The 20,929-nt window shown below is 64.6% G+C and carries 16 protein-coding genes; 7 read left to right on the plus strand and 9 right to left on the minus strand.

Going from position 1 to position 20,929, the window contains the following annotated elements; all coding sequences use genetic code 11:
* Positions 1-68 precede the first annotated feature (68 nt).
* The 5 genes from ACVWY6_RS02490 to ACVWY6_RS02510 all read left to right on the plus strand — a co-directional run bounded on the left by ACVWY6_RS02490 (position 69) and on the right by ACVWY6_RS02510 (position 10,658).
* Positions 69-725, plus strand: coding sequence for a hypothetical protein (locus tag ACVWY6_RS02490; protein ID WP_457535985.1), 657 nt, complete (start codon positions 69-71; stop codon positions 723-725).
* Positions 725-1,684, plus strand: a complete 960-nt coding sequence (locus ACVWY6_RS02495) for a hypothetical protein (RefSeq protein ID WP_457535987.1) — start codon at positions 725-727, stop codon at positions 1,682-1,684. Before ACVWY6_RS02490 ends, ACVWY6_RS02495 begins: the two co-directional genes overlap by 1 nt.
* 254 nt (positions 1,685-1,938) lie before the next feature.
* Positions 1,939-5,427, plus strand: coding sequence for a DNA-directed RNA polymerase subunit beta (gene rpoB, locus ACVWY6_RS02500; RefSeq protein ID WP_400728844.1), 3,489 nt, complete (start codon positions 1,939-1,941; stop codon positions 5,425-5,427).
* 75 nt (positions 5,428-5,502) lie between these two features.
* Positions 5,503-9,459: a DNA-directed RNA polymerase subunit beta' gene (locus ACVWY6_RS02505; RefSeq protein ID WP_023954255.1), complete on the plus strand. Its 3,957-nt coding sequence runs from the start codon at positions 5,503-5,505 to the stop codon at positions 9,457-9,459.
* A 437-nt stretch (positions 9,460-9,896) separates the two neighbouring features.
* Positions 9,897-10,658 (plus strand): hypothetical protein, encoded by a 762-nt coding sequence (locus tag ACVWY6_RS02510; protein WP_457535988.1) that lies wholly within the window; start codon positions 9,897-9,899, stop codon positions 10,656-10,658.
* Between the two features lie 105 nt (positions 10,659-10,763).
* On the opposite strand, the gene ACVWY6_RS02515 is transcribed toward ACVWY6_RS02510, so the two are convergent.
* The 8 genes from ACVWY6_RS02515 to ACVWY6_RS02550 form a co-directional block, all read right to left on the minus strand.
* Entirely contained in the window at positions 10,764-11,135 is a 372-nt protein-coding gene (locus tag ACVWY6_RS02515; RefSeq protein ID WP_023954240.1) for a VOC family protein, read from the minus strand.
* An 87-nt stretch (positions 11,136-11,222) separates the two neighbouring features.
* Complete coding sequence (locus ACVWY6_RS02520) at positions 11,223-11,513, minus strand: DUF1905 domain-containing protein (protein WP_457535990.1); 291 nt, start codon at positions 11,511-11,513, stop codon at positions 11,223-11,225.
* A 30-nt stretch (positions 11,514-11,543) separates the two neighbouring features.
* Positions 11,544-12,341, minus strand: a complete 798-nt coding sequence (locus ACVWY6_RS02525) for an SDR family NAD(P)-dependent oxidoreductase (RefSeq protein WP_457535992.1) — start codon at positions 12,339-12,341, stop codon at positions 11,544-11,546.
* Positions 12,342-13,565 carry an MFS transporter gene (locus ACVWY6_RS02530; protein WP_457535994.1) on the minus strand — a complete coding sequence of 408 codons (1,224 nt, stop codon included), beginning with the start codon at positions 13,563-13,565 and terminating at the stop codon, positions 12,342-12,344.
* On the minus strand, positions 13,562-14,899 hold the full coding sequence (locus tag ACVWY6_RS02535; RefSeq protein ID WP_457535996.1) for an LLM class flavin-dependent oxidoreductase: 1,338 nt from the start codon (positions 14,897-14,899) through the stop codon (positions 13,562-13,564). The genes ACVWY6_RS02530 and ACVWY6_RS02535 overlap by 4 nt, the downstream gene beginning before the upstream one ends.
* 30 nt (positions 14,900-14,929) lie before the next feature.
* On the minus strand, positions 14,930-15,805 hold the full coding sequence (locus tag ACVWY6_RS02540; RefSeq protein WP_023954230.1) for an ABC transporter permease: 876 nt from the start codon (positions 15,803-15,805) through the stop codon (positions 14,930-14,932).
* Positions 15,798-16,607, minus strand: a complete 810-nt coding sequence (locus ACVWY6_RS02545; RefSeq protein WP_023954228.1) for an ABC transporter ATP-binding protein — start codon at positions 16,605-16,607, stop codon at positions 15,798-15,800. The genes ACVWY6_RS02540 and ACVWY6_RS02545 overlap by 8 nt, the downstream gene beginning before the upstream one ends.
* Positions 16,604-17,692: an ABC transporter substrate-binding protein gene (locus ACVWY6_RS02550; RefSeq protein WP_457535998.1), complete on the minus strand. Its 1,089-nt coding sequence runs from the start codon at positions 17,690-17,692 to the stop codon at positions 16,604-16,606. Before ACVWY6_RS02550 ends, ACVWY6_RS02545 begins: the two co-directional genes overlap by 4 nt.
* Positions 17,693-17,999: 307 nt before the next feature.
* Here ACVWY6_RS02550 and ACVWY6_RS02555 point away from each other — a divergent pair, with 307 nt between their 5' ends.
* Together ACVWY6_RS02555 and ACVWY6_RS02560 are read left to right on the plus strand one after the other, a co-directional pair.
* Complete coding sequence (locus ACVWY6_RS02555; protein WP_457535999.1) at positions 18,000-19,091, plus strand: DNA polymerase IV; 1,092 nt, start codon at positions 18,000-18,002, stop codon at positions 19,089-19,091.
* A gap of 60 nt (positions 19,092-19,151) precedes the next feature.
* Entirely contained in the window at positions 19,152-20,111 is a 960-nt protein-coding gene (locus ACVWY6_RS02560) for an esterase/lipase family protein (protein WP_457536001.1), read from the plus strand.
* On the opposite strand, the gene ACVWY6_RS02565 is transcribed toward ACVWY6_RS02560, so the two are convergent.
* Positions 20,096-20,836, minus strand: coding sequence for a type 1 glutamine amidotransferase (locus ACVWY6_RS02565; RefSeq protein ID WP_457536003.1), 741 nt, complete (start codon positions 20,834-20,836; stop codon positions 20,096-20,098). The genes ACVWY6_RS02560 and ACVWY6_RS02565 overlap by 16 nt on opposite strands.
* Between the last annotated feature and the right edge of the window lie 93 nt (positions 20,837-20,929).

The raw sequence follows: 20,929 nt of genomic DNA on the forward strand, positions 1-20,929 counted from the left end.
TGGTCTGACAGCTTGTCGATTGCTGAGGCGAGGATGCACCCAGCAACGGCGTGTACCTTTGGCGGGCGATGACTGAGACTTCAGAGCCCGGCGGTAGGCGGCAGCAGGGATCGCGGACGCTGTGGTTGCGGGTCGGTGCTGCCCTGGCAGTGGCCGGCCTCGTGGCCGCAGTGGTGTGCGCAGCGTTCTTCGCGATCGGGTGGAAAGACGCCTACGCCGAGCACAACGCCCAGCAGACTCGCGACAGTGCGCAGGACGGTGCAGAACAGGTGATCCTCAACGTCACCAACATCGACCCGAAGAATCTGACGGCATTCCGCGAGCAGGTGGACGCATCGCTCACCGGTAACGCCAAGACGCAGATCACCGCGGAGGACTTCGAGAACCTCACCAAGCAGGTGGACGCCAACGGCGACAAGACCGCGACGTTGTCGTCGGTGGTCAAGCGCAGCGGCGTCGTCGAATTCAACAAGGAAGACAAGACCGCAAAGGTGCTCGTGTACGTCGATGTCACAAGTACGGTCCAGGGCACGCCGCCGACCACGTCGAACATGGGGTTCTCCGTGGACGTCGTCGATATCGACGGGGGCTGGAAGGCGTCGGACATCCAGTCGATCGATGCGATCGGACTCCAGGACCCGGCAGGCAGCACCCAGGCACCGGCAGGCGATCCGGCTGCCACCCCGGCGCCGGTTGAACCCGCTCCCACCACAGGGGGCAACTGATGGCAGGCACACCCCGTAAGCCGATCCGTCCGGCCGGGCCCCGCGGCAAGATACGCGTCGCAGGCAGCAGCCCGTCGGCCCGCAAGGTCAACTCTGCCGAGAACGCCGACGAATCGGCGACCACGGACAACGTGACGCCCGAGACAGCAGCACCGGAGTCATCGGCACCTGAAGTGGTCGAGTCGGCTGAGTCCGGCACCGTCGAGTCCGGCACCACCGAGGCGGGGGAGTCCACGCCCGACGCCACCGCAGAAACCAGCGGTCAGGCGTCGACCGGCGAAGCCACGGCAGCATCGCCCGAGACCGCGGCCACCGACAAAACGGTGGCACTCGGCAGGCCGGCCGCGAAGAGCAAGCCGAAGGTCAAGGGCGCCTCGCTCAAGAAGCCTGCATCCGAGCGTTCGTCCGACGACAAGCCGGCACAAGCCGCCGAACCGAAGACGGCGAAAGCCGCTTCGGGTTTCCTGACCTGGCGCAAGGTTGCGATCGTCGCGCTCCTGGCCGTCGTGTTCGCGGTGTTCGCCGTGGTCGCTGCGTTCAAACCGGGTGCTTCGACGCAGTCGAACATGGCGTTCATCAACTCGTCGGAGACCAGTGCCCTCAAGGCGCAGGCCGGCGACCGCATCTGCGCCGTGCTCTCGATCGACCCCACCAAGTTCGATGACTGGGCCGACAAGGCGAAGACCGGTCTGACCGGCGAAGCGCTCACCGAGTTCAACGAGTACCAGAGCACCAGCAGGGACCTGGCGGCCCAGAGCGGCCAGGGAGCCGAGTGCAAGGTTGACCTTGTCGCGGTCAGCAACATGGACGGCTCGAGTGCCACCGTGATCGCAACGGTGCTGATCAGTACCACCCAGCAGGGTGTGGCAGTCCTGAGCGGTCCGGGCCAGGCGCGTACCGAACTCGGCATGCAAAAGGTTGACGGACAGTGGCGCATCAACCGTATATCTGACTTTTAAGCGTCTTTCCGCGCGTTCCTCTTGACGCAGGGCCCCGTTGGTAGCAGTCTGTCCGCAGTAACCAAAAGGGGTTGTTTACGTGCGCCCATTTTCTGGTACAGTAGGACGTTGCGCTGGCTGCCTCCTGTCCATCTCTCGATCACACCTTCTCGCCACACCCGTGTGCCGTCCCAGGTGATCGCCGTTGACCAGGTCGTACAGCAGCGAAAACACCACTTAGGCACTACGAGTTATTCGTGTTGGAAGGACATATCTTGGCAGTCTCCCGCCAGTCCACCTCAACCATTCCAGGTGCGCCTCGGCGCGCCTCTTTCGCAAAGATCAGCGAGCCCCTCGAAGTACCCGGACTGCTTGATGTGCAGCTCGAGTCGTTCGAGTGGCTGGTCGGTTCAGCGGAATGGCGTGAGCGCGCTGCTTCCCGCGGCGACGGAAACCCTACCGGCGGCCTGGAGGACATCCTCGCCGAACTGTCCCCGATCGAGGACTTCTCCGGCTCCATGTCGCTGTCTTTCTCCGACCCACGCTTCGATGAGGTCAAGGCCTCGGTCGAGGAGTGCAAAGACAAGGACATGACGTACGCGGCGCCACTGTTCGTCACCGCGGAGTTCATCAACAACAACACCGGCGAGATCAAGTCGCAGACCGTCTTCATGGGCGACTTCCCGATCATGACCGACAAGGGCAGCTTCATCATCAACGGCACCGAGCGTGTCGTGGTGAGCCAGCTGGTGCGTAGCCCCGGTGTGTACTTCGACGCGACCATCGACAAGGCCACCGAGAAGACCCTGCACAGTGTCAAGGTCATCCCGGGCCGCGGCGCATGGCTCGAGTTCGACATCGACAAGCGCGACACCGTCGGCGTCCGCATCGACCGCAAGCGCCGCCAGTCGGTCACCGTTCTGCTCAAGGCACTCGGCTGGACCAAGGAGCAGATCGAAGAGCGCTTCGGTTTCTCCGAGATCATGATGTCGACGCTGGAGAAGGACAACACCGCAGGCACCGACGAGGCCCTGCTCGAGGTGTACCGCAAGCTGCGTCCGGGCGAGCCCCCCACCAAGGAGTCCGCGCAGACCCTGCTGGAGAACCTGTTCTTCAAGGAGAAGCGCTACGACCTCGCCAAGGTCGGTCGTTACAAGGTCAACAAGAAGCTCGGTCTGGTCGAGAACCCGATGGCCGGCGCACCCGTGCTGACCGAAGAGGACATCGTCGCCACCGTCGAGTACCTGGTGCGTCTGCACGAAGCCGACCCCAACGTCACCAGCACGATGACCGTGCCCGGTGGCGTCGAGGTGCCCGTCGAGGTCGACGACATCGACCACTTCGGCAACCGTCGCCTGCGTACCGTCGGTGAGCTGATCCAGAACCAGATCCGCGTGGGCCTGTCCCGCATGGAGCGCGTGGTCCGTGAGCGGATGACAACTCAGGACGTCGAGGCGATCACGCCGCAGACCCTGATCAACATCCGTCCGGTCGTCGCGGCGATCAAGGAGTTCTTCGGAACGTCGCAGCTGTCGCAGTTCATGGACCAGAACAACCCGCTGTCGGGCCTGACCCACAAGCGCCGCCTGTCGGCGCTGGGCCCCGGTGGTCTGTCCCGTGAGCGTGCCGGCCTCGAGGTCCGTGACGTCCACCCGTCGCACTACGGCCGCATGTGCCCGATCGAGACCCCCGAGGGCCCGAACATCGGCCTGATCGGTTCGCTGTCGGTGTACGCGCGGGTCAACCCGTTCGGATTCATCGAGACGCCGTACCGCAAGGTCGTCGACGGATACGTCACCGACGAGGTGCAGTACCTCACCGCCGACGAAGAGGATCGTTACCTGATCGCCCAGGCGAACTCGGGCATCGACACCGACAACCGGCTCTCCGACGACCGCGTGCTGGTCCGCAAGAAGGGCTCGGAGGTCGAGTTCGTCCCGACCAGCCAGGTCGAGTACATGGACGTCAGCCCGCGCCAGATGGTGTCGGTGGCCACGGCCATGATCCCGTTCCTCGAGCACGACGACGCGAACCGCGCCCTGATGGGTGCGAACATGCAGCGTCAGGCGGTGCCGCTGGTTCGCAGCGAGTCGCCGCTGGTCGGTACCGGCATGGAACTGCGTGCCGCCATCGACGCCGGCGATGTCATCATCTCGGCGAAAGCCGGCGTGGTGGAAGAGGTTTCGGCCGACTACATCACCGTGATGGCCGACGACGGCACTCGCGACACCTTCCGGATGCGCAAGTTCGCCCGCTCCAACCAGGGCACCTGCGCCAACCAGCGTCCGATCGTGGACGAGGGTCAGCGTGTCGAGGTCGGCCAGGTCCTGGCCGACGGTCCTTGCACCGATCAGGGTGAGATGGCCCTCGGAAAGAACCTGCTCGTGGCGATCATGCCGTGGGAAGGTCACAACTACGAGGACGCGATCATCCTGAGCCAGCGTCTGGTCGAAGAGGACGTGCTCACCTCGATTCACATCGAAGAGCACGAAATCGACGCCCGCGACACCAAGCTCGGTGCCGAGGAGATCACCCGGGACATCCCGAACGTCTCCGATGAGGTGCTCGCCGATCTCGACGAGCGCGGCATCATCCGCATCGGTGCCGAGGTCCGCGACGGCGACATCCTGGTCGGCAAGGTCACGCCCAAGGGCGAGACCGAGCTCACCCCGGAAGAGCGTCTGCTGCGCGCCATCTTCGGTGAGAAGGCGCGCGAGGTGCGCGACACCTCGCTGAAGGTTCCGCACGGTGAGACCGGCAAGGTCATCGGCATCCGCGTCTTCTCGCGTGATGACGACGACGATCTGCCTCCCGGTGTCAACGAGCTGGTCCGGGTGTACGTGGCCCAGAAGCGCAAGATCCAGGACGGCGACAAGCTCGCCGGCCGCCACGGCAACAAGGGCGTCATCGGCAAGATCCTCCCGCAAGAGGACATGCCGTTCCTGCCCGACGGCACCCCGGTCGACATCATCCTGAACACCCACGGTGTGCCGCGTCGTATGAACATCGGCCAGATCCTGGAGACCCACCTCGGGTGGATCGCCAAGACCGGCTGGAACATCGACGTTGCCCAGGGCGTGCCGGAGTGGGCGTCGAAGCTGCCCGAGGACATGCTCTCGGTGGAGCCCGACACCAACACCGCGACCCCGGTGTTCGACGGTGCTCGCGAAGAGGAGCTGACAGGGCTGCTGGCCTCGACGCTGCCGAACCGCGATGGCGAGGTCATGGTGAACGCGGACGGCAAGGCGACCCTGTTCGACGGTCGTAGTGGTGAGCCGTTCCCGTACCCGGTCTCGGTCGGCTACATGTACATCATCAAGCTGCACCACTTGGTCGACGACAAGATCCACGCGCGTTCGACCGGGCCGTACTCGATGATCACGCAGCAGCCGCTGGGTGGTAAGGCGCAGTTCGGTGGTCAGCGTTTCGGCGAGATGGAGTGCTGGGCCATGCAGGCCTACGGTGCGGCATACACGCTGCAGGAGCTTCTCACCATCAAGTCGGACGACGTCGTCGGCCGCGTGAAGGTGTACGAGGCGATCGTCAAGGGCGAGAACATCCCGGAACCGGGTATCCCCGAATCGTTCAAGGTGCTGCTGAAGGAACTTCAGTCGCTGTGCCTGAACGTCGAGGTGCTCAGCTCCGACGGTGCTGCCATCGAGATGCGTGACGGTGACGACGAGGACCTCGAGCGGGCTGCGGCCAACCTGGGGATCAACCTCTCGCGCAACGAGTCCGCCACTGTCGACGACTTGGCGAACTGACCTGACCCGCAAGCGGTCAGGCGGCTCGCCAACTGATCGTCCAGATTTACTGACTGAGCAACTGAAAGGTAAATAGTGCTCGACGTCAACTTTTTCGATGAACTCAAGATCGGTCTGGCCACCGCCGACGACATCCACAACTGGTCCTTCGGCGAGGTGAAGAAGCCGGAGACCATCAACTACCGCACGCTCAAGCCAGAGAAGGACGGCCTGTTCTGCGAGAAGATCTTCGGTCCCACCCGGGACTGGGAGTGCTACTGCGGTAAGTACAAGCGCGTCCGCTTCAAGGGCATCATCTGTGAGCGCTGCGGCGTCGAGGTCACTCGCGCCAAGGTGCGTCGTGAGCGGATGGGTCACATCGAGCTGGCCGCGCCGGTCACGCACATCTGGTACTTCAAGGGTGTGCCGAGCCGGTTGGGTTACCTGCTCGACCTGGCGCCGAAGGATCTCGAGAAGATCATCTACTTCGCCGCCTACGTCATCACCGCGGTGGACGACGAACTGCGCCACAACGAGAAGTCCACTCTCGAGGCCGAGATGGAGGTCGAGAAGAAAGGCGTTGCCGATCAGCGCGACGCCGATCTCGAAGAGCGCGCCAAGAAGCTCGAAGAGGACCTGGCAGAGCTGGAGCGCGAAGGCGCCAAGGCCGATGCCCGCCGCAAGGTGAAGGATGCCGGCGAGCGCGAGATGCGCCGTATCCGCGACACCGCGCAGCGCGCTCTCGACGATCTCGAAGAGATCTGGGACAAGTTCGTCAAGCTCGCTCCCAAGCAGATGATCATCGACGAGAAGCTCTACCGCGAGCTCCAAGACCGCTACGGCGAGTACTTCACCGGAGCCATGGGTGCTGAGGCCATCAAGCGTCTGCTCGAGGACTTCGACATCGCGGCCGAGGCCGAGATCCTGCGCGACACGATCCGTAATGGCAAGGGGCAGAAGAAGCTCCGTGCACTCAAGCGGCTCAAGGTCGTCGCGGCGTTCCACCAGTCGGGCAACTCCCCGCTGGGCATGGTTCTCGACGCCGTGCCGGTGATCCCGCCGGAGCTCCGTCCGATGGTCCAGCTCGATGGTGGCCGTTTCGCGACGTCCGACCTGAACGACCTGTACCGCCGCGTGATCAACCGCAACAACCGCCTCAAGCGACTGATCGACCTCGGTGCCCCCGAGATCATCGTCAACAACGAGAAGCGGATGCTGCAGGAGTCCGTCGACGCACTGTTCGACAACGGTCGTCGTGGCCGTCCGGTCACCGGACCGGGTAACCGCCCGCTGAAGTCGTTGAGCGATCTGCTCAAGGGCAAGCAGGGTCGTTTCCGTCAGAACCTGCTCGGCAAGCGCGTCGACTACTCGGGCCGTTCGGTCATCGTCGTCGGCCCGCAGCTCAAGCTGCATCAGTGTGGTCTGCCCAAGCTGATGGCACTCGAGCTGTTCAAGCCGTTCGTGATGAAGCGTCTCGTCGACCTGAATCAGGCGCAGAACATCAAGTCTGCCAAGCGGATGGTGGAGCGTCAGCGCCCCGCCGTGTGGGACGTGCTCGAAGAGGTCATCGCCGAACACCCGGTGCTGCTCAACCGTGCACCCACCCTGCACCGTCTGGGCATCCAGGCGTTCGAGCCGCAGCTCGTGGAGGGCAAGGCCATCCAGCTGCACCCGCTGGTGTGTGAGGCGTTCAACGCCGACTTCGACGGTGACCAGATGGCAGTGCACCTGCCGCTGAGCGCCGAGGCACAGGCCGAGGCCCGCATCCTGATGCTGTCCTCGAACAACATCCTGTCGCCCGCGTCGGGTCGTCCGCTGGCCATGCCGCGTCTGGACATGGTGACCGGTCTGTTCCACCTGACCACGCTCAAGGAAGAGGCGGTCGGCGCGTACACCGCATCGACCGACGGTGACATCGAGCGTGGCGTGTACTCCACACCGGCCGAGGCTCAGATGGCTGTCGATCGTGGGCTGCTCAGTGTGCAGGCACCGATCAAGGTCCGGCTCACGCATCAGCGTCCGCCGGCCACCATCGAGCGTGAGCGTTTCCCCGAGGGCTGGAAGTTCGGCACCCCGTGGGAGATCCACACCACGCTGGGTCGGGTGCTGTTCAACGAGTTGCTGCCGAACGACTATCCGTTCGTCAACGAGCAGATGCCGAAGAAGCGTCAGGCCACGATCATCAACGACATGGCCGAGCGCTACCCGATGATCGTTGTTGCGCAGACTGTCGACAAGCTCAAGGACGCCGGTTTCTACTGGGCGACCCGCTCGGGTGTCACCATCGCCATGTCCGACGTGCTGGTCTCGCCGGACAAGAAGCAGATCCTCGACAAGTACGAGGAGCGGGCCGACGGCCTGGAGCGCAAGTTCCAGCGCGGTGCGCTCACCGGCGCAGAGCGTCGTGACGCTCTGGTGGAGATCTGGAAGCAGGCGACCGAAGAGGTCGGTGCGGCCATGGAGGCGCACTACCCCGACGACAACCCGATCCCGATGATCGTGAAGTCCGGTGCCGCGGGCAACATGACCCAGATTCGCTCGCTCGCGGGCATGAAGGGTCTTGTGACCAACCCGAAGGGTGAGTTCATCCCGCGTCCGATCAAGTCCTCGTTCCGCGAGGGCCTGACCGTGGCCGAGTACTTCATCAACACCCACGGTGCTCGTAAGGGTTTGGCCGACACCGCGCTTCGTACCGCCGACTCGGGTTACCTGACCCGTCGCCTGGTGGACGTGTCGCAGGACGTCATCGTGCGCGAAACCGACTGTGGCACCGAGCGTGGCATCAACACGATCATCGCCGAGAAGCAGTCCGATGGTTCGCTCATCCGTGACGCCCATGTCGAGACGTCGACGTTCGCTCGTACGTTGGCCACCGACGCTGTCGATGAGAACGGCAACGTGATCATCGAGCGCGGCCACGATCTCGGTGATCCCGCGATCGAAGCCCTGCTCGAGGCCGGCATCTCGCAGGTGAAGGTCCGTTCGGTCCTCACCTGCAGCACCGGCACCGGCGTCTGCGCCACCTGCTACGGACGGTCGATGGCCACCGGCAAGCTCGTCGACATCGGCGAGGCCGTCGGTATCGTCGCGGCCCAGTCGATCGGTGAGCCCGGTACCCAGCTGACCATGCGTACCTTCCACCAGGGTGGTGTCGGCGACGACATCACCGGTGGTCTGCCGCGTGTGCAGGAGCTGTTCGAGGCCCGTGTCCCCAAGGGCAAGGCCCCGATCGCCGAGGTCTCCGGACGTATCCGGCTCGAGGATGATGATCGCTTCTACAAGATGACGATCACGCCTGACGACGGTTCCGAAGAGGTTGTCTACGACAAGATCTCGAAGCGTCAGCGTCTGCGCGTCTTCAAGCACGACGACGGCAGCGAGCGTCTACTCGCCGACGGCGACCATGTGGAGGTGGGACAGCAGCTCATGGAAGGTGCTGCCGATCCGCACGAGGTGCTGCGTGTGATGGGTCCGCGTCAGGTGCAGGTGCACCTCGTCAACGAGGTCCAGGAGGTCTACCGGAGCCAGGGTGTGTCGATCCACGACAAGCACATCGAGACGATCGTTCGTCAGATGCTGCGTCGTGTGACGATCATCGACTCCGGTGCCACCGAGTTCCTGCCCGGTTCGCTCACCGAGCGCGCCGAGTTCGAGGCGGCAAACCGTCGTGTCGTGGCCGAAGGTGGCGAGCCCGCTGCCGGACGTCCGGTGCTGATGGGTATCACCAAGGCATCGCTCGCGACCGAGTCGTGGTTGTCGGCGGCGTCGTTCCAGGAGACCACTCGTGTGCTCACCGATGCGGCCATCAACAGCCGTAGCGACAAGCTCATCGGTCTCAAGGAGAACGTGATCATCGGTAAGCTCATCCCGGCCGGAACCGGTATCAACCGGTACCGGAACATCCAGGTGCAGCCGACCGAAGAAGCACGTGCGGCCGCGTACGCGGTGCCGTCGTACGACGACACCTACTACAGCCCGGATGGCACCTTTGGTGCCCCGTCGGGTGCGGCTGTCCCGCTGGACGATTACGGATTCAGCAGCGACTACCGGTAGGTAAACGCAACCAAAGCGGGCGTCCTCTTCGGAGGGCGCCCGCTTTGTGTTGTCGAGCGTCGCCCCGCCCCGCGCCCGAATTCGCTCCACCTACTTGCGTCTGCTCCAGGTGCACTCGGCGCGTTCGACGGCAGGTGGAGCGGATTCGGGTTGTCCACAGAGCGATTGGTATCCACAGGACGCCGATTTACCGGTCGGACGGGTCCGGTCACCGTCGGTGGCGAACTCGAATCTCGGTGCATGAGCGAATCGAAGATCGAAGACCCTAATCTCGTCCGACGCCGGGATGCACTGCAGATCGGCGAACTCGACCGGCATCTGGCCGCTCGGGTCAAACGGGTGAGCTACGTCGGCTGTATCGGGGGTTCTATACGTTCACGGCTGACCTCGACCAACTCGATCGTCATGTCCGCGACACGGAGATCTATCGGCGCACAGTGCTTGCGGCCGCAGACAACGGTCAACCGAACAAAGCCATCAGTCACTGGTCGGCGGCGGTTCTGCACGGATTGCCGGTTCTCGATGGTGACTCTTCCCGTGTGCATTTCACCGCGAACCGAATCGGGGGAGGACGACGCAGAGGCCGGGCATGCGTTGTGCACGGCTCGACATGGGAGACCGACGAGGTGGCGGTGATCGGCGAGTTCCTCGTGACTTCGCGGGCCAGAACGGCAGTAGACGTCGCGCGGTCCGGGACATTCTTCCAAGCCGTCTGTGTGTTCGACGGAGCGCTGCACGCCGGCGTGACCCGTGGTGAACTCGAATCGGTGTTGCGGCGAAGCGTCGGCCGTACCGGCATCTCTGTCGCTCGCGCGGCGCTCGCAGTGGCAGACGGGAAGTCCGAGAGTATCGGGGAGTCACTGTCGCGCGCTCTGATACTGAGTTTCGGCGACATCCCGCTGCCTCGTCTGCAGCACAGATTCCTGGCCGGTGACGGAACCTTTGTGGCGCGCACCGACTTCGACTGGGGCGGGCTGGTCGCGGGAGAGTTCGACGGCTACGCCAAGTACATCCGCTACCTTCGTCCGGGCGAAACCACCGAGCAGGCTTACGAGCGCGAGAAGTGGCGCGAGCAGAGGCTGCGTCGCATCGGAGTCGTTGTGGTGCGCTGGAACTGGAGCGATCTCCAGAACCCGGAGCGTCTGCGTCGCATCCTGGTGGACGCGCTGACCGCACACGGGCTGATGCCGTCCGCCTGAATGTGAATTCGCGCCACCTACCCGCATGCGCGCCTGTTGCAAGCGGCGCACTCGCAGGCAAGCGGCGCGAATTTTGGGGGTTGGGGGCCAGCGGCGGGGAGCCGGTCAGGCGTAGCGGTACGGGAGGTACTGGACGGCCCAGTGGTTGCCGTCGGGATCGTCGAACGAGAGGAAGTGGCCCCAGGCCTGGACGTCGACCTCGCCGGGTTCGATGCCAACGGACCGGAGGTGGGTCTGGGCCTCGTTGATGTCGGAGACACAGACCTGCAAACCTTTGACAGAACCTGGCTCGGCTTCGGTGAGGCCTTTGCCGAAGGCGATGGAGCACGCTGAACCGGGAGGGGTCATCTGTACGAACCGGACGTCGTCCGACACGACGTGATCGTGGTCGACGTTGAATCCGATCTTCTCGTAGAAGTCGCGGGTGCGGTCGACGTCGGTGACGGGCAGGATGACGAGTTCGAGTGTCCAGTCCATGATGTGCTCCTCCGGTTGTGGCTGTCGGTTGCTGCTGGAACAAGGTTCTCAGCAATCGCGGACACATCCGGTCCTAATTGTGAACTTTCAGCGAATGATCTCCACCGTCACCGTGACCACGTCGCCTTCGGCGGCTCCGACTGCCCGCCGGACCGCCTTCTTCACCGGCAGAACATAGGTGCCGCGCTTGGAGTCCGGAAAGATCGATGTCTGCCACTCGGTCTCATCGATCGAGACGGAGACCCGGATCGATCCGAACCCGGGACCCGGTTCCACGGTTGCCCGAATCTCGTCGGCGGAGTCAGCGGGCAGCGAGACGAAGTGCCACGCTCCCATCTCCGGGGCAGTCCAGATCTCGGCGTCGAACGTGATGATCACCTCGACAGTGTGGCCCAGAGCTCTGACGTCTCAGTAGTACACCGGTCCGGGAACGCCGCCACCTGCTGCGATGGCGTCCCCGGTGATCGCGACACTGCGCGATGAGGCCAAGAATGCGACCACGTCGGCCACCTCGGATGCGTCGACGATCCGCCGGATCGAGTTGGTGGCCAGTTCGTTCTCCAGGTCCGCGACGGCCACGCCGGATTCCGCCGACCGCTCCGCGAGTTGATCGGTGAGCCGCTGGGTCCGGGTACGGCCGGGGTGGACAACCGTGACATTGATGCCGTGCGGACCCAGCTCGTCGGCGAGGTTCTTGGTCAACGCCGCGACGCTCACATTGCGGATGGTCTGGGCGATGGAGTTCGCCTGTCTCGCACCGAGACCGCTGATGTTGATGATCCGGCCCCAGCCCTGCTTGATCAGATACGGCGCCACCGCTCGCGCGGTGCGCAGGTACCCGAGCACCTTGATCTCGACCTCTCGCCGGACGACGTCATCGGTGGTTGCCGCGAAGTCGGTCGGCTTGCCGGCGCTCCACGGTGTGGCCGCCGAGTTGACCAGGATGTCGATGCCGCCCAGCACCGCGACCGTACGGGTCACGAGGTTCTGCACCGACGCGTCGTCACCGGTGTCGACGGATATCGCGATGGCTCGCCGGCCGGACTGCTGGGCGATGTCGGCGGCGGCGGTCTCCAGGGCCTCGACCCCGCGTGCGGCGATCACGACGTCGGCGCCCTCTGCGGCCAGGGCATGAGCGATCGCCAGGCCGATGCCCTTGCTGCCGCCCGTCACCAGTGCCCGTTTTCCGGTCAGACCCAGATCCATCTATGTACTCCTCGTGGTCGGTGAACTCATGCTCGTGTACTCGGGAACATACTTGCCCAACAGCACTGCGCCCCCGGCCGACAGTGCGGCCACGGCGAAAACTGCCGCCGACAACGGGAACACGGCCGCGGACAACGCGATCGACAACGGGCCGACGAGAAAGCCGCTGTCGTGCGTCAGACGCCATGCGGCGAGGAACTCGGCCCGGCCGGTGCTCGGTGCGACGTCTGCACCGATGGTCATGATGACCCCGTTGCCGAGGCCGTTCCCGACACCCATCACCACCGCGACCGCGGTGAACGTGAAAAGCGTTGTGGTGAACGGCAACAGCAGGTACGACACCGACAGCACCACAATCGACGGCACCGCCACCAACGTGCGCCCGAAACGGTCCATCAGATGGCCTGCGGGGTAGGCGAACAGCACGTCGGCAGCGGCTCCCACACCGAAGAGGAGGCTGGCCACAGCCGGCGACAACCCGATGTGGCTGGCCCACAACGGCAAGATCGCGTCACGAGCACTGCGTGCCACGCCGAGCAACAGCGACCCCGCGCCGAGGGTCGCCAACAGGCGACCGTGTTCTGCGAAGACCTGGGAGATGTTGTGCGACTTCATCATCGGTCCGGCGCCCGGCGGGTCGGGGAGCCGGGCCATCATCGACCCGGCGACCACAATCGCTGTCAGCTGCACTAGGAATCCGCCGCGGGTACCGAACACGACGATGGCGCCGGCACCGAGGAGCGGTCCGACAAAGAAGCCGAGCCGCATCGCGCCGCCGAACAGCGACATCGCCCGCGCCCGCCAGGCGAACGGAACGGCCAGTGACAGGTAGTTCTGTCGCGCGAGACCCCAGACCGCGTTGGCCAGGCCGACCGCAAAGATGCCCAGGCACAACGTCCATACCGCCGGTGCGAGAAGGCACGCCAGCGCACCCGACGCCGCGAGCAGACTGGCCACGATGATCGAGCGCCGCTCACCGATCTTGGCGACGATCTGCCCGGAACACGTGTCACCGACGACCTGGCCGAGTCCGATGATCGCCACGGTGAGGCCCGCCAGAGCTGCGGATGCGCCGAGCTCGAGGGCGGACAGCACCATCACCGGCGCGGCCGCCCCCTGCCCGATCCCGTAGGCCGTCGCCGGCAGGTAGACGGTGCCGGCGAGCGATCTCAGGGGTCGTTCGACGCGTCCGGCCGCTGTCGCCGGATCGTCGATCGATGTCATGCGCTGGCTGCCGCCGGCTCCTTCTCGACGGATTCGGACGGCAGTTCGATGCCGTAGTGGCCGCGGAGGGTGGATGCGGTGTAGTCGTCGCGGAAGCGGCCGCGGGCCTGCAGGATCGGGACGACGTGGTCGACGAAGTCCTCGAGGCCCCCGGGCAGGTAGGGAGGCATGACGTTGAAGCCGTCTGCCGCACCCGCGTCCACCCAGGCGATGAGGTCGTCGGCGATCTGCTCCGGTGTCCCGGTGATGGTGCGATGGCCGCGGCCGCCACCGAGCCGGCCGATCAACTCGCGGATCGTGAGATCTTCAGAGGCGGCGAGTTGGCGTACCAGCGTCGATCGACTCTTGTTGCCCTGGATCTCCGATTCCGGAGGTAGGGGTGGAAGCCGGGAATCGAGCGGGAGCCCGGTGAGGTCGACATTGAAGAAGTTCGACAGCTGGCCCAGCGCATAGTCGGGGGAGATCAGATCGGTGAACTCACGTTCGAGGTCACGTGCTTCCTTCTCGGTGCTGCCGATGAACGGCACGATGCCCGGGAGGATCTGGAGGTCTTCGGCGCCACGACCGTAACGCGGGAGACGGCGTTTGAGGTCGCGATAGAAGTCCTGGCCCTCAGCGATGGTGCGCTGGGCGGTGAAGACCACCTCTGCGTAGCGGGCTGCGAGGTCTTTGCCGTCCTCAGACGATCCGGCTTGCACGAGAACCGGCCGACCTTGCGGTGATCGCGGCGAGTTGAGCGGGCCACGGACCCTGAACGCCTCGCCGACGTGGTTGATGGGGTGCACCCGCTCGGGGTCGGCGAAGATCGCGTTGTCGACGTCGAGCACCACGGCGTCGTCCTCCCAGCTGTCCCACAGCCGGTTGACGACGTCGACGAATTCCTGGGCGCGGCGATATCGGCCGGCGTGGTCGGGGATGGAGTCATAACCGAAGTTGAGCGCCTCTTGTTCCTGACCGGACGTGACGATGTTCCATCCGGCACGGCCCCCGCTGATGTGTTCGAGTGAGGCGAAGGCACGTGCCAACGTGTAGGGGTGGTTGTAACCCGTTGAAGCAGTGGCGATGAGGCCGACCTTGCTGGTCCCGCCTGCGATGGCGGACAGCAGTGTGATCGGCTCGAAGATGGCCTGGGTGTTGCGGCGGATGTTGGGTCCCACGGCCAGACCGTCGGCGAAGAACACCGAGTCGAGTTTTCCGCGTTCGGCGATCTGGCCCAGCCGCACGAAGTGGGCGACGTCGAGCACTTCGTGTTCGGAGGTGCGTGGATGACGCCAGGCGGCCTCGTGATGGCCGACGCCCATCAAGAAGGCGTTCAGGTGCAGGGTGCGTGTCATGTGATCAGTCCTAGTGTGATGTCGGGTGATTCAGTTGGCGGCAGGTGTTCGCCAGCGAGAGAATCGGCGTTCGAGCAGAACGAGTACGTAGTTGAAGACGAGACCGACGAGCGCGATGGTGAGGATGCCGGCATACATCTGCGGGATCTGGAAGTTGAGCTGGCTCGCCATGATGAGGTAGCCGAGTCCCGAACGCGCACCGACCATTTCGGCCGCGATGAGAACCAGGATCGACGACGCGGCGGAGAGTCGGATGCCGGTGAAGATCGTCGGCAGGGCTGCGGGCAGGATCACCTTCTGGAACAACCGGTACGCGGGAAGACCCAGTGAGCGAGCAGATTTGATCAACAACGGGTCAACTGTCCGCACACCCGAGATCGTGTTGAGCAGGATGGGGAAGATGCAGGCATAGGTCACGAGCGCGACCTTGGAGGTCTCGCCGATGCCGAGGATGAGCACGAAGACGGGGAGCAAGGCCAGTGCAGCCGTGTTGCGGAACAATTCGAGAACCGGGCTGAGGTACTGCGCAAGAGGCCGGTACCAGCCGATCAGGATGCCCAGCGGCACGGCGAACACCACCGCGATGGCGAAGCCGCGCAGAGCTCGACCCAGACTCGCGGAGATGTGCTCCCAGAGTTGACCACTCTCGGCCAGGTCCACCAGAGCCTTCGCGACCACCGAGAACTCGGGGAGGAATGTTCGGTCGACCAGACCGATCCGCGGCGCGACCTCCCAGAATGCGACCAGGAGCACCAGGGCGATCGAACTCCGGAAGACCCAGGAGCCGGACTTTCGCAGTCTCCCTCCGACCCGCCGGGTTGGTGAGGCGACAGGGGCCGGAACCGGGGATGCGATGTCCTTCACCGGTGCCGGGCTCGAGACCTTTTCCAACGTGACACTAGACATGGCTACCCACTCCGATCGTTTCGGCGGCGGCACCGGCCACCTCGGGACGCAACGACAGCCAGATCCGGTGCCGGTAGTCGCGGAACTGCTCAGATGAACGGATGTCGTCGACGGCATCCCGGTCGATGTCGATCGGCAGGATCTCCTTGATCCGACCGGGGCGTTCGGTGAGGATGGCAACCCGATTGCCGAGATAGATGGCCTCGTCGATGCCGTGGGTGATGAACAGGATGGTCTTGCCCGTGGCCTTCCAGATCCGTAGGAGCTCGCCCTGCAACCCCTCGCGGGTCTGGGCGTCGAGTGCGGCAAACGGCTCGTCCATCAGCAGCACTTCGGGGTCGTACGAGAGGCTGCGCGCAATCGCCACACGCTGTTTCATGCCACCCGACAACTCGTGGGGGTAGTGGTCGCCGAAGTTGCCGAGACCGACGAGTCCGAGGTACTCATCGGCGATGGCCTTGCGCCGACGACGCGAGATGCCCTTGGCCTCGAGGCCGAACTCCACATTCGCGCGGGCCGTGCGCCATGGCAGCAGCGCGTACTGCTGGAACACCACGCCCCGATCCAGTCCCGGCCCGGTGATGGGCTTTCCGTCCAGCAGGATCTCACCCGCAGTGGGCTTGGTGAGGCCACCGACCAGGTCGAGCAGAGTGGACTTCCCGCTGCCGCTGGGGCCGACGAGGACAAGGAACTCGCCTTCGGCCGCAGAGATGCTGATGTCGTCGATGGCCACGAACTCGGGCTTGCCCGGCGCGGTGAACGACTTGCGCACCCCGCGCAGTTCCAGTTTGGGAGTCGTCATTTCGCTGCCACCACCGGTGCGCCGTCAGGCCCCGAGTCCGGCTGGTACGTGCCGTCGGCGTAAGGGTTGTCGTCGTTGGTGAAGATGTCCTGCGGTGTCAGCTTGCCCTTGTCGAGCTCGTTGTTGCGCACGAGCCAATCGATCCACAGCTGGAACTCCTCGGGCTTGATAACCCCGCCCGGCGTGGGGATGGACGAGCTCTTCCAGTAGTCGGCCAGAGCGGGATCCTCCCCGCGACCACGCTTGGTGATGATGTCCTTGAAACGTGCGATAACCTCTGCCTGTGGAGTCACCTGCGTCCAGCGGATCGCACGAGCGGTGCCCTGGACGAAGTCCTTCACGGCATCGGGGTTCTTCTTGATGAACTCGTCACGGAATACGTAGCTGCCATAGCTGAAGTCTCCGAAGATCCTGTCGGTGAACAGTTCCCGGAGCCCGCCGTTCTCCAGCGCGCGCTGCTGGAAGATGCCGTTGAAGGCACCGACATCGATCTGACCTTGGCGCAACGACGACTCGTTGTTGATCGGCGGCACCACCAGCAGCTGGACCGACGCGATCTCGTCCTTCGAAAGCCCCTCACGGGCAAGCCATTCGCGAATGACGAACTCCGAGTGCGCCCCCAACGTGTTGATCCCGATCTTCTTGCCGATCAGGTCCCGCGCGGTGCGGATCGGGGAGTCTTCCAGGACATAGAACCCGTTGAACGTCTTCTCGTCGGCGCCGTAGGAATCGACGACGGCGGTGATCGGTGAACCCGCTGACGCCAGCTTGACGATGGCTCCGTTGAAAGCGTGCCCGAAGTCGGTGTCGCCGGTGGCGGCGGCCTGGATCGACTGCGGGCCGCTGGTGGTCTCACCGACCGCCTTGATGCTGACCTTGGTGAAGTATCCGAGATCGGCTGCCAGTTCCGGGAATTGAACGGTGGCAGGGAAGCTGAGGTACCGCAGCTCGGTCTTGCCGTCGGCGGTGACGGTGGCCTCGTCGGCGGAGCCGCAGGCGGCAGTCGTCACCCCCACGAGAAGTGCCAGCGCTGCCGCGATGCGGACCCGCCATGGGTGTTTGTGACTCACTGCTTTTCCTTTCATCTGCTCGGTGTCGAGGCGCGATTGATTTGGGCCCCGGAAAAGGGCCGCCGTTTCGGGCCGAAGACCGGCACCATTTCGTCTGTGCGACGAAATGCATTGCTGCACAGCAGAACCAATTGAACTGCTGCGTTGGCCGGTATGGATCCCCCTGGACATCAACAACCTATTTCACAACGCGGAAATAGTGGCCGAATTAAATCGCGACGGATTAAAGGCACCCGACGCCGCTCTCGTTCACGCCCAGGAAGACGTGAAGACGCGGTGAACCAGTTACGCCGGACGGCGTCGTCGCATATCGTCGGGCACGATGACCACACCACCGACCCGGCGCTTCCGCGCGATCCTGCACGTCGACCTGGACCAGTTCCAGGTCTCGGTGGAGCGTCGCCGGAACCCGGACCTGATCGGCACACCGGTCATCGTCGGCGGGACCGGTGACCCGACCGAACCGCGCAAGGTCGTCACGTGCGCGTCGTACGAGGCCCGTGATCAGGGGGTACGGGCCGGTATGCCGTTGCGGTCGGCGTTTCGCAAGATGCCCGAGGCGATCTACCTGCCCCTGGACCACACGTCGTACGACGAGGCATCGGCCGAGGTGATGCAGACGCTTCGAGACTTCGGTTATCCCGTCGAGGTGATCGGGTGGGATGAGGCGTTCCTGGGAGTTCCGGCGTCGGAGACCGGTCTCGACATCACCGAGCTGGCCCAGTCCGTGCGGCAGCGGATTCTCGATGAGCGAGGGCTGTCGTCGGCGGTCGGCATCAGCGACAACAAACAGCGCGCCAAGATGGCGACCGGATTCGCGAAACGTTCATCCGAGCACGTCTTCACCCTGGACAACCAGAACTGGATGCCCATCATGGGGGAGCGCGGTGTCGGCGACCTCTGGAGCGTCGGTCCCAAGACGACAGCAAAACTGGAGAAGCTGGGGATCGATACCGTTGCCCAGCTTGCGGCAGAGGATGTCGGGCGGCTGGTGGCCGAGTTCGGACCCCACCTCGGCAATTGGCTGTACCTGCTCTCGCGTGGTGGCGGCGACATCGAGGTGAGCGCCGAACCGTACATCCCGCGGTCGCACAGCAAGGTCGAGACGTTCCCGACCGACCTCACCGCCCGCGCCGACATCGATGAGGCGATTCGGAAGCTGACCCGGGAACTGTTGGCGCAGGTCATCTCTGAGGGGCGGGTGGCTTTCCGGGTGGCCGTGACCGTACGGACCATGACGTTCTACACCCGGACGAAGTCGAAGAAGCTGCCCGCCCCGACCACCGACGCCACCGTGATCGAGGCGGCGATGCTCGAGGTGCTGCACAAGTTCGAGCTCGACCGCCCGATCCGGTTGTTGGGGGTGCGTCTTGATCTGGTGATGCCCGCAGAAGACATTCCGCCCGACCCGTAGGTGGCCGCACCGCTTCGGTGCTAACTTCCGGGCAGGGATCGGCGAGCGGGAGGGCATCACATGCGGTGGTTCAGGCAGGCGTTGGTGACAGCGGTCCTGGTCGGTCTGGCAACCGTCGGGCCGGCGCCGAGCGCGCAGGCGGCTCCGCTGCCGGTGCAGTACAACTTCCTGGCCGGCATACCCGCCGAACTCGCCAACCCGGATGGCTCGCTGCCCGGGTCCAACGATTACGCATGCAAGCCGTCTGCTCAGCACCCCGATCCGGTGGTACTGGTCCACGGCACCGCGGGCAGTCAGCAGACCAACTGGATCTCGCTCGTGCCGGTGCTCAAGAACGAGGGTTACTGCGTGTTCGCGCTCACCTATGGCGAGTTGTCGCAGCAGTGGCCGTTGTCGCGGATCGGCGGGCTGGGCGCCAAGGACGTCAGCGCCTGGGAGCTCAAGGTGTTCGTCGACAACGTGCTGGCGACGACGGGCGCGGCACAGGTCGACATCGTGGGCCATTCGCAGGGCACACAGATCCCGACCTATTGGGCGAAGTACTACGGGGGCGCGGGAAAGATCGACAAGTATGTGTCGCTCGCGCCGTACTGGCAGGGGTCGGACGGCGACGGCGAGGGCCGGTCGGAGTTGGTGAAGATGTTTGCCGACCGATTGGGATTGCCGCCCGCTGCGGTACCCGACACCGAATGCCCTGACTGCACCGCTGCACCCGGCGACGGTGACTTCGCGGCGGCCATCGATGCCCCCGATGGCCCCTACGTCGCGGGCATCGACTACACGAACATCGTCACCCGCTACGACCAGCTCGTGACCCCGTACACCAGCGGCATCCTGGCCGGGCCGCCCGGCATCGAGGTCACCAACATCGTTGTGCAGGACACGTGCTCGCAGGACCGTTCAGATCATCTGTCGATCGTGTCCAATCAGCGCAGTTCGGCGTTTGTGCTCAACGCCCTCGATCCCGCGCATCCCCGGCCCGTTCCCTGCCTGGCCGTTCCGCCTTACACCGGTGCGTGAGCGAGTTTCAGGAAGGAGTCGAACAAGGTCGCGCAGTTCTCTTTCGATTCAGCCGCGCGAGCGGTGATCTCGGCCGTGATCTTGTCCAGGTCGATACCGCGTTCGACGACCAGTTGACCCTGGCGGTTGGCGGCCCAGCTCGCCTGCCAGGTGGCCCACACCGCGGGTGAGATCTCCGGATGGAACTGAACCCCGAGATTCCGGCCAAAGGTGAAGGCCTGCAACGCTGCTCCGTTTCGGGCGATCTCGCGAGCACCGGGCGGGAGGGTGAATCGGTCGTAGTGCATCTGCATCCATGGTCCGCGTGCGACCAGTTCGGGCGCGACGGTGTCGACGGTGACGTAGCCGTGCTCGGGATGGTCAGACCGCTTGACCGTTCCGCCGAGAACTCGGCTGAGCAACTGGCCACCGAAGCACACCCCGAGAATCGGTACGTTTGCGGCGAGCGCCGCCCGCAGATAGCTGATCTCGGCCGCCAGCCAGGGGACCGAGTCGTTGTATGCCGCTTCCGAAGAACCCATCACGACAACAAAATCGAACCCGGCCACCTCCGGTAGATCTCCGGAAGGGTGCACGATGTCGACGTCGTAGCCCCGGTCGATGACGTGGTCGCGCAGGGTGCCCGTGTCGGCGACGCCGCGGTCCCGGTCGTGATCATGCACCACGAAGAGAGCGCGGTTCCGAGACGCCCCGGGACCTGGCTCGACGAGGTCTGGCCCGGCCATCACAACCGGTCGCGGAGCTGCGTCGAGGCGATACAGACCGTCGAGGGCGCGACAGCGACGTCTTGTGCTGAAAATTGCACTGGATACTCCTGG

Source organism: Williamsia sp. R60 (assembly GCF_054063855.1).

Excerpts from the sequence above, each read along its gene's own strand:
- ACVWY6_RS02490 (WP_457535985.1), top strand. The coding sequence starts at position 69 with ATGACTGAGACTTCAGAGCCCGGCGGTAGGCGGCAGCAGGGATCGCGG.
- ACVWY6_RS02495 (WP_457535987.1), top strand. The coding sequence starts at position 725 with ATGGCAGGCACACCCCGTAAGCCGATCCGTCCGGCCGGGCCCCGCGGC.
- ACVWY6_RS02515 (WP_023954240.1), bottom strand. The coding sequence starts at position 11,135 with ATGGACTGGACACTCGAACTCGTCATCCTGCCCGTCACCGACGTCGAC.
- ACVWY6_RS02525 (WP_457535992.1), bottom strand. The coding sequence starts at position 12,341 with ATGGATCTGGGTCTGACCGGAAAACGGGCACTGGTGACGGGCGGCAGC.
- ACVWY6_RS02530 (WP_457535994.1), bottom strand. The coding sequence starts at position 13,565 with ATGACATCGATCGACGATCCGGCGACAGCGGCCGGACGCGTCGAACGA.
- ACVWY6_RS02535 (WP_457535996.1), bottom strand. The coding sequence starts at position 14,899 with ATGACACGCACCCTGCACCTGAACGCCTTCTTGATGGGCGTCGGCCAT.
- ACVWY6_RS02540 (WP_023954230.1), bottom strand. The coding sequence starts at position 15,805 with ATGTCTAGTGTCACGTTGGAAAAGGTCTCGAGCCCGGCACCGGTGAAG.
- ACVWY6_RS02545 (WP_023954228.1), bottom strand. The coding sequence starts at position 16,607 with ATGACGACTCCCAAACTGGAACTGCGCGGGGTGCGCAAGTCGTTCACC.
- ACVWY6_RS02550 (WP_457535998.1), bottom strand. The coding sequence starts at position 17,692 with ATGAAAGGAAAAGCAGTGAGTCACAAACACCCATGGCGGGTCCGCATC.
- ACVWY6_RS02555 (WP_457535999.1), top strand. The coding sequence starts at position 18,000 with ATGACCACACCACCGACCCGGCGCTTCCGCGCGATCCTGCACGTCGAC.
- ACVWY6_RS02560 (WP_457536001.1), top strand. The coding sequence starts at position 19,152 with ATGCGGTGGTTCAGGCAGGCGTTGGTGACAGCGGTCCTGGTCGGTCTG.
- ACVWY6_RS02565 (WP_457536003.1), bottom strand. The coding sequence starts at position 20,836 with ATGGCCGGGCCAGACCTCGTCGAGCCAGGTCCCGGGGCGTCTCGGAAC.